Below are 13926 nucleotides of genomic sequence, written 5' to 3'. Positions count from 1 at the left end.
GGGCGGCATAAGTGAGAAAACGGATATGAGCGTGCTTCCCGGGAAATTTTCCCGGATTTTTTTTTATGGAAGATATCATTACAAATCCTTTGCTGCCAATAAGGGGTATAACCATTTTATAACCCCCGGCAGGTCAATAAAACATTTCAGGTATCCTCTGTTTCCGGTAATGGCATGAGCCCGGGAGGATTGAACGCGGGGGTAAATCCGGTGAACATGCATGCGTGATGCAAAGACAGACTTAGAATACGTGGCAACCACATGCCCGTACTGCGGTGTGGGCTGTGGGCTTAACCTGGTTGTCCGGAATGGGAAATGCGTAGGTGTCGAACCGTATAAGCGCAGCCCGGTAAACGAGGGAAAACTCTGCCCCAAGGGCGCCACCTGCTGGGAACCGGTACACAGCCCCGACCGGCTGACAACACCCCTGATCCGGAAAGGAGATACATTCGAGAAGGCCAGCTGGGACGAAGCGCTTGACCTGATAGTAAAGAAGTTCGTGGAGACTTCCGACGCGTTCGGCCCAAAAGCTCTCGGCTTCCAGGTCTCCTGCCGTACGGTCAATGAAGACTGCTATGCAATGCAGAAGTGGGCTCGGGTCGCGTTTAAGACCAACAACATCGACAACTGCGCCCGGATCTGCCACGGGCCATCGGTTGCCGGCCTCTCGCTCTGTTTCGGGTCCGGTGCGGCCACCAACCCGTTCGATGATGTCCTCAACTCCGATCTCATCCTCCTGTGGGGCTCAAACGCAGTCGAGGCACACGCGCTTGCTGCACGGCGCATTGTCCAGGCACAAAAGAAAGGAGCCCGGGTCATTGTCCTCGACCCGCGGTACAGCCCGACCGCCCGGCTTGCCGATGAGTGGATCCGTCTTACTCCATCCACCCACATTGCCCTTGCAAACTCCATAATGTACTGGATCATCAAAGAGGGCCTTGAGGACCGGGAATTTATCAGGAATCGGACGAAAGGCTTCGAAGATCTCAAAAAGACCGTGGAAAGATACGCCGATGCAGAGAGCATTACCGGCGTCCCGACCGGGAAGGTCCGGGAGTTTGCCCGCGAGTATGCAAACGCGAAGAGTGCAGTCATCATCTACTGCCTCGGCATCACCGAGCTGACCACCGGCACCGACAATGTCCGTTCCATGGGCAACCTCGCGATGCTCACGGGTAACATCGGCCGCCCGGGCACCGGTGTCAACCCGCTCCGCGGCCAGAACAATGTGCAGGGTGCCTGCGACATGGGCGCGTACCCGAATGTATACTCCGGCTACCAGAAATGCGAAGCCGCCGATATCCGGGCAGGCATGGAAAAATCCTGGGGAATGCCCGCAGGGAGCCTGCCCGACTGGTACGGCGTGACCCTGACCGAGCAGATCGACCAGTGCGGCGATCCGATCAGGGCAATGTATATCCTCGGCCTCAACCCGGCGGTCTCATATCCAGACTCAAACCATGTCAGGGCGTCCCTTGACAGGCTCGACTTCCTGGTGGTGCAGGATATCTTCTGGACCGAGACCTGCGAGTATGCCGATGTTGTCCTGCCCGGCGCGTGTTTTGCCGAGAAAGACGGTACGTTCACCAGCGGCGAACGGCGGGTCAACCGCGTCAGAAAGGCGGTCGAAGCCCCGGGTGAAGCAAAGATCGACTACCTGATCTTTACCGAACTGGCAAAGAAGATGGGTCTTGCAGGATTTGACTGGAAGACCGGTAAAGACGTCTGGGACGACATGCGGGCATGCACCCCGAGCATGCGCGGCGTGACGTACGAAAAGATGGAAAAACCGGAATCCGTCCACTGGCCCTGCCCGACCGAGGAACACCCGGGAACCCCCATCCTCCACTGCGAGAAGTTTGCCTGTGCCGACGGTCTCGGGAACTTTTTTGGGATCGAGTACCGCCCGCCGGCAGAAGTGGCCGACAGGGACTACCCGTTCACCCTCATGACCGGCCGTGTCATCTTCCACTACCACACCCGGACCCAGACCGGCCGCTGCGAGGTCCTGCACTACGAAGTGCCTGAATCATATATCCAGATCAATCCGCAGGATGCAAAGGAGCTGGGCATCAAAAACGGCGAGAAGATCCGGGTGAAGAGCCGCCGTGGCGAGACCATTACAAAAGCCCGCGTTACCGATGAGGTTGCCCCAAAAGTGCTGTACATGGCCATGCACTTTAATGAGGGTGCCAACAACCTGACGAACACCGCCCTTGACCCGCTCTCGAAGATGCCGGAGCTCAAGCACTGTGCGGTTGCAGTCGAGAAGATCCGGGAGGCCTGAAGTGTGACAAAGAAAGGCGACCTGCTCTATGCATGGACCACGGACGCCGGAATCCGGGAGAAGGCCGAGCTCGGCGGAGCTGTCACGGCGCTCTGGAAATATGCGCTCGCGTCAAAGACGGTCGATGCAGTACTTGCGGTCACCAAAGGCGTGGACCTCTACGATGCAAAACCGGTCATCATCACCGACCCGGACGATCTTGCAAAGACTGCCGGCTCGCTCCACTGCGGTACGCTCCTCCTGCCAAAACTCATAAAAAAGTACCTGGGGGGTTCAAAGCACACAAGGATCGGCGTCACGGTCAAGGGCTGCGATGCAATGGCATTCTATGAGCTGGCCAAGCGCAGGCAGCTCGACCTTGACCGGATTATCATGATCGGCGTCAACTGCGGGGGATCGGTTAACCCGGTGACCGCCCGCACCATGATCGCCGAAAAGTACGGGATTGACCCGAACACAGTGTACAGGGAAGAGATCGATAAGGGCCAGTTCATCATCGGGTATACGGGGGGCCACAAGGGCATCTCCGTGGACGAACTCGAAGAGGCCGGATTCGGCCGCAGGCCAAACTGCCGCCGCTGTACGATGAAGATCCCGCGCCAGGCCGATCTCGCCTGCGGAAACTGGGGTGTTATCGGTTCCCGTGCAGGAAAAGCAACCTTTGTAGAAGTCTGTTCCGAAAAAGGTGCAGCTCTTCTCGACGGGGCGGTAAAAACCGGCATCCTTGCCACCGAAGCCCCGGACCCGAAAGGGATCGGGATCCGGGCGAAAATCGAGGATGCGATGCTCAGGCTTGGCCAGATGTGGCGCAGGCGCGACTTCGAGGGTCTTGGCGAGGGAAGGGACCGTTTACAGGTTATCATGAAAGAGACCTCGCGGTGCATCAAGTGCTACCAGTGCATCAGCCAGTGCCCGATCTGCTACTGTGTGGACTGCAGTACGAAAAACCCGGTCTATGTCCCGCCGGGCGAGCTTCCGGTCAGTTTCATGTTCCACCTCATCCGTTTCGCCCACATTGCGGACTCCTGCGTGAACTGCGGGCAGTGCGAGGATGTCTGCCCCATGGAGATCCCAAACAGCCTTTTTATGCATGCCCAGCATGTGGAGCTTGAGAAGATGTTCGGGTATGTGCCGGGAGTTGACCGGGAACTCCCGCCCCATGCGTTCGTGGAAGAACGGGCAGAACGTGCCCGGCTCGCAAACACCGGCAGCGACATGATCTACGAGAACGTGTTCAACCCGCTTCCCCGGTAACTTTTTTGCCGGCCCCGTGGATGAACACCCGGCAAAAGCCGGTTTACCCGCATGCTTTTCTAGCGGGCACGCAAAAATGCCTGTATACCAGGTGTAATTTCATGGTTCGCCTTTCCCATACGGGACATACCGTCCCCCTGCTCTGCCTCCTGCTTATCGGTTTTCTGGCCGCAGTCCCCGCAGTATCCGCGGTCACCCTTACCCCGGGGAGTTCTGCGACAACAACCACGATCTCGCAGGGCGACCCGGTCTATATCCGGGGCATCGCCACCGGCCACCCGCAGGCCGGCCTCCAGATCTGGTTTATCGGGTACAATTTTGTCAAGATCTCCAACGTGCAGGTCAATTCGGATAATTCCTATGAGTACGAGCTTTCAAAAGCCGACACTGCAAACCTTGCCACGGGCCAGTACTTTGTCCTTGTCCAGCACCCGATGATGAACGGGCAGTTCGATGTTACCTACGATTCGGCCACCGGCTCGGTCAAAAACCAGATCTCCGGCCAGACGCTCTTTAAGATGACCGGCAGCAGCAGCCTCCAGAGCACGAATGCCGCTGCGGCACTCATCCAGGCAGTGGCAAACCAGAATATCGACGACACGTTCGCCACGGTCTCGTTCTTTGTGAGCAACCCGACCGTTGTCATCGCCCCGATCGGCGACAAGCACACCGGTGATGTCTTCACCATCAACGGGACTACGAGCCTTGCCCCGGGCGATAATCTCCAGGTAGAGATCGTCTCGTCTTCCTACCAGCCCACCACGAAGAACCAGCCCTCCGGATTCTCCGGGGCGAGCGGCATGGTCAAGGTCGTTGCCGGCAGCGGGGGAAAGAACACCTGGTCGTTCGATGTCGATACCTCCACGTTTACCCCGGATGAGTATATCGTGAAGGTCTCGGGCGTGAAGCAGGCCGCAACGGCATCGACCACGTTCAATGTAGTTTGCGCCGGCAGCGGGGACACCTGCGGGCTGCCCGTAATAACTACTCCCGCGACTACAACGGCAGCGACAGTTACCGCGAACCAGACGGTCTCAATGGCACCGGTGACTACCGCCCAGCCGGCGCAGACAACGGTCCCGGCAACCACGCAGAAGGCTTCCCTGCCGGCAGTCATCGGCATAGCCGGTCTCGTACTGGCAGTAGCGTTGTTTAAGAAAGACTAGGCCCTGCCTGCCAGAATCCCTTTTTACAAACCTTCTTCTTTTCACAGATTCTCCCGGAAAAAGCGAAGGCTCCACGTGCAGGAGCAATGCAGTACTGGAGATTCATCCAGGAATTTTTCTTACGGTTCCGATCCGGTTTTTTCTTTTGCGAAAAGAAAAAACCCGGATCTTTTTTGGCCCGAAAAATTTTTGCCGGCCCGGGCGATCCGGAAATTTTATAGAAAAATCCGGGACTGCCGAAAAATTCACGTCGAAGCTGAAAAATTATAGTAAGTTGTACATCCGATTATCGGATAATTATCCGATAATCGGCTGGTCAACTGACAACCTTTTTTCGCGCTAAAAAAAAAATTGCCGGATCTTTTGTCCGGCCAAAAAGACCGGCAGGCTTAAAAAAATGTGCGGGACGGGCCGGCAGACCTACCAGCCCAGGTAGAGCGTCTTTGACTGGGTGTAACTGTCAAGGGCTTTGTACCCGTTTTCGCGCCCGACCCCGCTCTCTTCCGTTCCCCCGAACGGGACCTCGGGCGGCACCGTAAGGTGGCGGTTGACCCAGACAATTCCCGCATGGATATCGCGGTACACCTGTTTGACCGTACCGAGATCTTTAGTCCAGACCGAAGCCCCGAGACCGTACTTCGACCGGTTCGCTTCCCGGATCGCGGAGGCAAGGTCGGGAACGGTCACGACCGGAAGAACCGGGCCGAAAACCTCGTCTTGCAGGATCGCGGCATCCGGTGCAACGTCCGCAATGAGGGTCGGGGAATAGAAGAACCCGGTATCGAACCCGGGGCCGGCAAGCCTGCACCCGCCCGAACGGACGGTTCCTTCCTCCCGTTCTTTCGTGGTCTCGACAGCAGATACCGTTCTTGCGAGCTGCTCGCTGCTGTTGAGCGGGCCCATGTCGATATGCGGCAGGAGGCCGTTTCCTACCTTCATGCCCTCCAGTTTTACAGTGAGTTTTTGCATGAACTCCCCGGCGATCTTCTCGTGGAGGAAGAGCCGTTTTACCGCGGTGCAGATCTGGCCGGCATTATAAAACCGGCCCCGGACCGCCCCTTCGACCGCCTTGTCGATATCAGCATCGGCCATGACGATCATCGGGTCGGAACCTCCCAGTTCGAGCGTGAGCGAGGAGAGATGGCTGCCTGCCAGTTCGCGGATCTTCTTTCCGGTGACGTAGTTGCCGGTAAAGGAGAGCTTTTTTACCAATGTGTGGCCGGCAAGCGCAGCGCCGGCGGTCTCCCCCGGGCCGGTAACTACGTTGAGTACTCCTGCGGGCAGGCCCGCCTCCTGGAGGAGTGCCGCGATCTTCAGGTTCGTGAGCGGCGTGGCAGACGCCGGTTTGAGGACAAGCGTGTTTCCTGCAAGAAGCGCAGGACCCACCTTCCAGCCCATGATGATCACCGGCATGTTCCACGGGATGATCGCCCCACAGACTCCAAGCGGGACCCGGTTGACAAGACAGTCCCCGGCTTTCCCTAAGGAGACCGATTCACCCGCGGGCTGGCCGGCAATTGCAGCATAATATTCAAGGATATTGGCGCAGCCCCGGACCTCGTCGGTTGCTTCGCGGAGCGGTTTTCCCTGCTCGTTCGTGAGGAGCCGGCCGAGATCCTTATAGTCCCGCCGGATCAGGCCGGCGGCACGGTACAGGAGGAGCCCCCGTTCCCGCATCGTGGTCTCCGACCAGCCCGCAAACGCTGCATCCGCGGCTTCCACGGCAGCGTTTATCTCTTCCCGGGATCCGTCCGGGACCCGGTCGATCACTTCGCCGGTTGCCGGATTGGTGACATCGATCCAGGAATTTTCAGCTGCCTGAGCGGCGGCACCGTTGATGAGCATGTCCATGGTAAAAACTCCCGTTATTACTACGTGTGGTCCGGTGGACCGTTGTGGAACTGTCCGCAGGCGCACTATAAAATGCCAGCGGTGGTACCGGAGCTGGCGGCTACGGTGTCACGGGGCGGGCGCCGGCAATCTCGATCGTTTTCGCGGATGCGTCCCGGATCTGGCCGGTAAGACTCGTATCATAAGCGCCCGAGCGTTCGAGATGGGCCGTAAACTCAGGGCTTTTTATCAGGGAGATAAGGGTGACCATGCGGGGATCGGCAAGCATCTCCCGGCGCATCACGAGCTCGTAGTGCTCTTTTGCCACCGGGTAGAACCGGAGATTGTGGGAGGCGGCAAGGGCTTTAGAACAGATCCCGGCATCCGCCTGCCCCGCTTTGATGGCCGCTGCAACCGCGCCGGGCGTGGCAGCTTCGTTCCCGTAGCCCCGGATCCTGGATGGGGGGATATTGCGGGACGAGAGCAGGGAATCAAAGAGGATCCGGGCCGGCGAATCCTTCCGCGCATTGATCCAGCAGAGAGCATCGAGATGGTCTAACGAGACCTCTTTTACCGAGGCAATCCCCTGCTCCTGCGATGCAACATTGACAAAGACGAGATCGAGGCTGGCAAGGCCGGGACGGATAAACCGGCACTCTTTTATGAGCGAAAACGCCGGCAGGCTCATCGGTGCTGCGTGGCAGGCATTGCGTTCGAGCGAGAGGATGGCCCCGGTGTTACCGGCGCTTCCCGTGTGGATGAAGAGCCCCTGGTCGTGGGCAATGTTTCCCAGTTCTTCGAGGATCGGGTCGATGGCGCCGGAGAAGATCAGCGTCCGCTCGATATTTGCCGGGTCGGTGGTCAGAAAGACTTCGAGCTCGTGGCCGGCCTCGTATCCTTCTATTGAGGCGGGGATGTGGGTATAGCCGTTTGACCGGACGCTTGCCATCTGCACGACCGCGCCCCGCGACCGGGGCATGCCCCAGTACCGGTCGCCGATCCTCCCGACCGAGACCGGCACGAACTCGTCAAAGCCGAGATCGGAGGCGAGCGGGGTGGCGAGCCGGGCTTTTACCGGGTATTTCGGGACCGGGGCAAGTCCCCAGGTTTCAAGAAGGGGGACGGCAAACTCGCGGAGCACGGTCTGGGCAGCCAAAGGATAGCCCGGCAGGCCGATCACCGGGGTACTGCCGATCTTCCCGAGCATCATGGGCTTTCCCGGCTTGACCGCGACACCGTGGAAGAGCAGCTCGCCCGCGGCCGCGATCGCGCCGGCCGTATAATCCCGGGTTCCTGCCGAGGAACCGGCGGAGATTATCACGAGATCGTTTGCACTGGCAGCCTGTACAAGGGCGTTCTTCACCAGCTCCGGTTCGTCTTTTACTATGGGAAGGCGGGTGCAGTGGGCGCCCATGGACCCTAAAAGGACCTGCGCCATGACCGTGTTGCTCTCCACGACCTGGCCGGGCCGGGGCCGCTCGCCCAGCGGGACAAGTTCGCTTCCCGTGGGGATGATCCCGACATTTGCCGTGGTCACGTCAAGCCGGTCGATCCCGTAGGTTGCGAGCGCCCCGATATCGAACGCCCGTATCACGTGGCCCCGGGGGAGGACGAGCCTGCCCTCCCGGATATCCTCCCCGGCCGGGCGCACATGCTGCCAGGGTGCGGCGGCTTTCCGGATCTGGAAGGCGTCGCCATCCTCCCAGGTGTCCTCGATCATGATGACGGCATCGAATGAGTCCGGGATGACATTGCCGGTATTGACCCGGGCATAATCGCGGAGGGTGACCGGGTTCTGGTCGGAGGCGCCGAACGTGTCCCGGCTCTTTACCGCAATGCCGTCCATTGCGGCAAGGTTGACTTCGGGCACCGAGTACCGGGCATAGAGCGGGGCGGCAACGGCACGGCCGAGCGCCGCGGCCACATGCACGGTCTCGGTCCGACCCGGGGAGGGAAACGATGTGCGGAGCTGGCGCAGGGCTTCATCGAACGAACATAACGAGAGATAGCGTTTCACCATGGCTCCATCACCGCAAAAAGACTGCCCTGGCGGGAACTACATCCCAAACCACCTTTTGTACCGGCACGGCCCGGTGTTATCCGGGGGGAAATCTGTCAGGTACCCTATCCCGGTAATCCTCAATAAAGAATTCGCTTATAACACCGGGTACGTTAAAATAAAAGCAATAACATTTTTTATTCTATCTCGCGCTGGCGCTGACCGACCGCGGCCAGGTAGAGCGCCCACTGGGTGTCCGGGTCGATGCCGGTAATCTGGGCTACCATATCATCATGGAAGGTATCGATGGGCTGGACATCGTACCCGAAACAGCTGCCGATCATGATCAGCTCCTGGCAGGTATGGCCGGCCTCGAAGAAAGCGCTCCGGTACCCGCGTTTCCCGAGGGCCCAGACCGAGCGGTACGGGACCGCGACCCAGATAAAGGTGACCGCAGCCCGGGTAACGATCTTGAAATTCATGCTGGCCGTTGCCATTTCAAGGGGCAGCCCGGAATCGACTTTGAGGGCAATGATGCTGTGGGTGCTCGGGATATACCGGTACAGCCCGGATTCGAGCCCCTCTACTTCCCCGGCAACAAAGTAGGTTTCGAGCGGGAACCGCGAGCCGCTGGAGGGTACATTCTTTAATACGAGCGTTTCGTTGACCCTCATACGGAACCCCTGCGTATACCAGAGAAGGGCGGAGAGCTCGTCGAGCGTAACAGAGGACCGGGCTAAAAACGCGGTCGGTTCCCAGGTTTTTATGATATCGGCAGCAGCCTTTTTGGGTACCTTGATCTTTTTTGGATCCGGGAGCGGGATGACCGTGGCCCCCTCGGGAACCGGGAGTTCGCTTGGAGGTTCGGGTTTGCGCAGGACAAGGTCCACGGTCGAGAAGTCCGGATACTTTGTGCCCCTGATAAATTCAGTGCCGATATCGGTCATGGTTCTGCTCCGTAAAAAGGATCCGGGATTGTCCCGGAACGGACCGCAGGTACAGATACTGCCGGCCCGTCCCGGAATACCGGGAAAAATGTGTGCGGGTTATGCCTTGACATAGAGGTCGGCAAAGACGAGCTTGCCCTTGCTCTTGGGGTGGCGTTCCCCGAGATCCCCGATGTAGTGGTCGAAGTTCGCTTTCGTGCCGTCTACTTCGAGCTCGATGCTGTCGACTTTCTTGAAGCCGGGCATCATGAACTTGATCTCGCCAAAGACATAGATCGTGCCCTTGACCATCTGGCCGCCGACACGTCCTTCGACATTGCCCTTGATGATAACGGTGCCGCCCTCTGCGTGGGTGGAGACGTGGATAAAGGCGTTGCCCTCGATGATGATGGTCCCGCCGAGCATGAAGGTCCCGATATCGTTGCCGGCATCGCCCCGAATACGGATCGTGCCGCCCCTCATGCCCCTCCAGTCGCCGCGGTATGCGCAGCCGACATGGTTCTGGGCCCTGCCGTCGACAAGGATCTCTCCGCCTTCCATGGCGATACCACAGAAGGAGTCAACGTTGCCGGTGATGTGGATCTTGCCGCCTTTCATCCAGCCGCCGACATACATATCGGCATTGCCGTTCACGGTCACGGTCCCGGCAGTCATCTTGCTGCCGATGTACTTGACCCGGGTGCAGTCGCCGGCAATGACGATGTCGGTCTCTGCTGCGGTTGCTCCGGCATTGCCGGCAACGGTAAAGAAGTCACCGATGGTAACGTAGGTCTTGCCTTCCCGGCATTCGAGTTTTGCAATCTGCTCTGCGTTCTTCCCGGCAAATGCATCCGGGGTGATCGAGTTTGCCTCGAGCATGAGCTCGGGGGTTTTCGTGGGGGTTAAGGTAACGGTTGCCATTTTTGCTGCACCTGACCTTCAGGCCTCCACATCGACATCGATCACGAACGGGTGCGGAGCAAGGTATTCGCGGACCGGGTAGTTGGTGAGCCCGACGGTGTAGTCTTTGGCGAAACTCTCGGCAATATCGCGTTTCACCTGCGGGTTCTCTTTCATCTTCGGGTTGACCCAGACGGTCTTCTTGTGGCCGTGGCTGAGGACTTCCCCGTCGCGGACAACAATCTCGCCGGACTTGACAAATGCCGCGGAACGTAAGAATGCAGACTCGATCTTCTCGGGGTCGCTGGGCATATTCTTGTAGTTGAGGTCGTAGACCGCAACATCGGCAATCATACCGGGCTTGAGGCTGCCGTAGTAACTGGAGAGACCGAGGCACTTTGCCGGGCCGGTACGGGTCATGGCGGCAATCTCATAAAGCGTGAGCTCGCGGTCGAGGGTGTGGATGGTCGTTGCATCGATGACCTTGTCCATCTTCTTCATGGAGGCGAGGACCGCTTCACGCGACTTCTTGTTCATGAGCCACTTGATGACCCGCGGGTACCGGGTGAACGGGCCGGCGTTCGGGTGGTCGGTGGTAATAAAGGTCCGCATCGGATCCTTTGCATAGAGCGCGAGTTCGAGACCGGTCGCCCACTGGATACCGTTCGGGACCACATCCTTGTCGTAGATATAGGGTACGACACCGGCAGCGGTCTCCATTTCGACATCCACATTCACCCACTTGAGGTGGTTTAAGGCATGGAGGTGGTGTTCGAACGGGCCGTCGGCGGTCATCGTGGTGGTCTCGTCAAGGGTTACGCAGCCGAGATCGATGGTGATGTTCTTTTGCTTGTTGACGTAGTCCATGACCTCTTTTGCCTTCGAGCAGAAGGTCGCCCAGCCGTCCCCGCCATAGGAGTGGAACTGGAGGTGGGTCGAGTGCATGACCTGTTCGCGGCCGAATTTGTTGTGCGTCTTGACACCTTCGGCAAGCTTGAGCGAGGCAAGGGTAACCGGGTAGTTCCCGGGGTTCCCGAGATCGTTCTGGTGGAGGTGGATCGAATGGGGCAGGCCGAGGTACTCGTTTGCCGCCATGAGACCGGTGATGATCTCGTGGGGGGTGATATCGAAGTACGGCACATTGTCTTCGAGGCCAAGGCAGTTCATGCCCCACGCCCATGCTGCAGTGCCGCCGGGATTGACAACCTTGACACCGAAGCCTTTTGTCACTCTGAGTAACCAGGCAATGTAGGCAGCGGTATTCTCGACCTCACCCTTCTTGAGATACTCCATGACAAACCAGTTGTTCCCGAATACCGGGAGTGCTGCCTCATCGATGATGGGGGTGTCGTGGATCTCTTCGTGCACGTGGGGGGCGTGAATCGGGGGCATTGCTGCCTCCATGACAAAGCCGTATCCCATGCGGGCATAATCGTATCCGGTTTTGAGGACACTGGGGATGGAGAATCCCATCTCCATCCGGGTGGGGGCGTGGGCAACGCCGCTCTTAAAGAGCTTGTCTTCGGGGCGGAAGAGGCGGCCGACATTGACCTTGGGCCCGGCAACGTGGGAGTGGACATCCACACCGCCGGCCATGACGACCTTGCCTTTTGCATCGATCACTTTTGCCGCATTGCTGACCTTGTCGACAATCTTGCCGTCTTTTATGGCAATATCGCCAACATCCCCGTCGATCTTCTGGGCCGGGTCAACAATAAACCCGCCCTTGATTAAAATTTCACCGTGGATCTCGCTCATGCTTCATTCACCGCCGAGATATTGGTGGGGTGCTTGCGATCTTCCTTTGCCGTGAGCCAGACCGGCTCGGTCTTCGTGAGTTCGCACATGCGCTCGTACACCATATCGAAAAGTTCCTCGTCGCTCGGGACACCCGGCAGGCCGTCAATGACTGATTTGAACTGGATCGGGACATTGTCCATACGGTAGACAACACCCGGCTCGTCGACACCGGCAATCCGGACCGGGATATGGAGATCGGCGATCTCGCTTGCCATGTTGAAGTTGGGGTCGATGGTAATGAACGGGTGTTTCTTTAAGTGCTGGACCGCCTGGATCGGGAAGTGTGCACCTGCATCGGCCCCGACATTGACAAAGCAGTCGACTTCGTCGCGCATCGCAAGGTCGACCGAACTGGTCTCGCCCGGGTTCATGTGGGCGTGGGTGCCCTTGCTGAGATCGATACAGTACGGGAACCCGAAGATCCAGGACCAGACCTGACCGGGCCCGGCAATGTTATAGTGCCCTCTCATCGCCATGATCGAGCACTTGGTATGGTTGTTGAGATCGCGGGTCAGGCTGATCGCCGCATCGATGTTGTGGTTGCGGCCATCCGTGTGGGTGCATCCCATGCCGAAGAAGATCATGCAGAAACGTGCCTTCTTCATGATCTCGACAGACTTTACGATCGTCTCCTTCTTGATACCGGCAACGACATCGGGGATGTCGTAGCCTTTGAGCACGGTACGGAACGCATCGAAGAGTTCGTAGTCGTGGCCCTGGTCGAGCATCAGGTGGACATCTGCAAGCTTTGCGGTGTCGGTCTGGCGCGGGTCGACCGAGATGATCGTCCGCTGCATCTGGCCCTTGTTCGTAAAGTAGCCCCGGGGGAAGATCGAGTACCGGGAGGTGTGGCGCGGGTGGGCGTGCATCGGGTTGCAGCCCCAGAAGACCACGACATCGGCACGGTTCTTGGCCTCGCCGAGCGTGCAGCTCGGGTAGCCGTTGTCGAACATGGCCAAAAACGACGGGCCGTGGCAGATGGTTGCGCAGTTGTCAAGGACCGCCCCGGACTTCTCCGCAATCCGGGCTACCGCGGACATGCCTTCGCAGTTGGTGGAGCCAAAGCCATAGATGAGCGGCTTTTTTGCGGCAAGCAGGGTCTTTGCCATCCAGTCGATGGCTTCGGGGTACGTGATCTCCTTCATCGAACCGTCGGGCTGGCGCTGGCGCGGAAGCTTCGGACGGGTCGGGTCGTTTGCATGGAAGAACAGGTTCGTTCCGATGATGCATGCATTGTGGACTTCGAGGATCTTCTTGTTGTCGTCGGAGACCAGTACTTCGATATCGTCGCAGGACGACCCGCAGTACGGGCACCCTACCTGGGTGATCAGTTTGGGCATGATCTAGTTCCCTCCTTTCCAGAGACCGACCGCACCCTGCACGAGCTGGAGCGCAGTCTTGCGTTTTTCCTCAAATGCCGGTTCTATGGTGACCGGGAAACCGCTGTATTGTGGTGTGCCGGTGGACTGGGTCCGGGGCGGGACAACCTGGTTTGCCCAGACGCCCTGCCGGATGTGGGCGAGGCCCGGGGGGCAGTACTGGGTTGAGTTGATGCACTTGACAACAACCGTACCGCACTCGCTGGTGACCCTGACATTCGAGTTTACCCAGATCCCGGCTTTCTTCATGTCCTCGGGGTTCATCTCGATAATGGAGCACGCTTCAAAATAGTCGGGATTGGTCTTTCCCTTCTCCATTGCAGCGCCTTCCTCAACGGAGCGCTGGGTGATCATATTGAGGTTGATCTTTGTCATCTCCGCCACC

Annotated in this window: 10 protein-coding genes; 3 read left to right on the top strand and 7 right to left on the bottom strand. The window is 58.6% G+C overall.

Annotated features, from left to right (window positions below; all coding sequences use genetic code 11):
* Nucleotides 1-220 precede the first annotated feature (220 nt).
* From fdhF to BP758_RS02315, 3 genes are all read left to right on the top strand, one after another.
* Complete coding sequence (gene fdhF / locus BP758_RS02325) at nt 221-2287, top strand: formate dehydrogenase subunit alpha (RefSeq protein ID WP_292368330.1); 2067 nt, start codon at nt 221-223, stop codon at nt 2285-2287.
* 3 nt (nt 2288-2290) lie between these two features.
* On the top strand, nt 2291-3541 hold the full coding sequence (locus BP758_RS02320) for a Coenzyme F420 hydrogenase/dehydrogenase, beta subunit C-terminal domain (RefSeq protein WP_292368328.1): 1251 nt from the start codon (nt 2291-2293) through the stop codon (nt 3539-3541).
* A gap of 101 nt (nt 3542-3642) precedes the next feature.
* A complete protein-coding gene (locus tag BP758_RS02315) occupies nt 3643-4707 on the top strand; it encodes a hypothetical protein (protein ID WP_292368326.1) in 1065 nt (354 codons plus the stop codon).
* Between the two features lie 420 nt (nt 4708-5127).
* Here BP758_RS02315 and BP758_RS02310 read toward each other — a convergent pair whose 3' ends face one another.
* The 7 genes from BP758_RS02310 to BP758_RS02280 all read right to left on the bottom strand — a co-directional run bounded on the left by BP758_RS02310 (nt 5128) and on the right by BP758_RS02280 (nt 13916).
* Nucleotides 5128-6558: an aldehyde dehydrogenase family protein gene (locus BP758_RS02310; RefSeq protein WP_292368323.1), complete on the bottom strand. Its 1431-nt coding sequence runs from the start codon at nt 6556-6558 to the stop codon at nt 5128-5130.
* Between the two features lie 100 nt (nt 6559-6658).
* On the bottom strand, nt 6659-8557 hold the full coding sequence (locus tag BP758_RS02305; RefSeq protein WP_292368321.1) for a molybdopterin biosynthesis protein: 1899 nt from the start codon (nt 8555-8557) through the stop codon (nt 6659-6661).
* Between the two features lie 176 nt (nt 8558-8733).
* Complete coding sequence (locus BP758_RS02300) at nt 8734-9483, bottom strand: SagB/ThcOx family dehydrogenase (RefSeq protein ID WP_292368319.1); 750 nt, start codon at nt 9481-9483, stop codon at nt 8734-8736.
* A 99-nt stretch (nt 9484-9582) separates the two neighbouring features.
* Complete coding sequence (locus tag BP758_RS02295) at nt 9583-10383, bottom strand: formylmethanofuran dehydrogenase subunit C (RefSeq protein ID WP_292368317.1); 801 nt, start codon at nt 10381-10383, stop codon at nt 9583-9585.
* A gap of 18 nt (nt 10384-10401) precedes the next feature.
* Nucleotides 10402-12120: a formylmethanofuran dehydrogenase subunit A gene (locus BP758_RS02290; protein ID WP_292368315.1), complete on the bottom strand. Its 1719-nt coding sequence runs from the start codon at nt 12118-12120 to the stop codon at nt 10402-10404.
* A complete protein-coding gene (locus BP758_RS02285) occupies nt 12117-13502 on the bottom strand; it encodes a formylmethanofuran dehydrogenase subunit B (protein WP_292368313.1) in 1386 nt (461 codons plus the stop codon). The genes BP758_RS02290 and BP758_RS02285 overlap by 4 nt, the downstream gene beginning before the upstream one ends.
* Before the next feature lie 3 nt (nt 13503-13505).
* On the bottom strand, nt 13506-13916 hold the full coding sequence (locus tag BP758_RS02280) for a molybdopterin dinucleotide binding domain-containing protein (protein ID WP_292368310.1): 411 nt from the start codon (nt 13914-13916) through the stop codon (nt 13506-13508).
* Between the last annotated feature and the right edge of the window lie 10 nt (nt 13917-13926).

Origin of the sequence: Methanoregula sp. UBA64 (assembly GCF_002502735.1) — an archaeon.
Classification (GTDB): Archaea; Halobacteriota; Methanomicrobia; order Methanomicrobiales; family Methanospirillaceae; genus Methanoregula.
The sequence above is the reverse complement of the archived record's forward strand: the minus strand, read 5'-3'. Positions and strand labels throughout refer to the sequence as shown.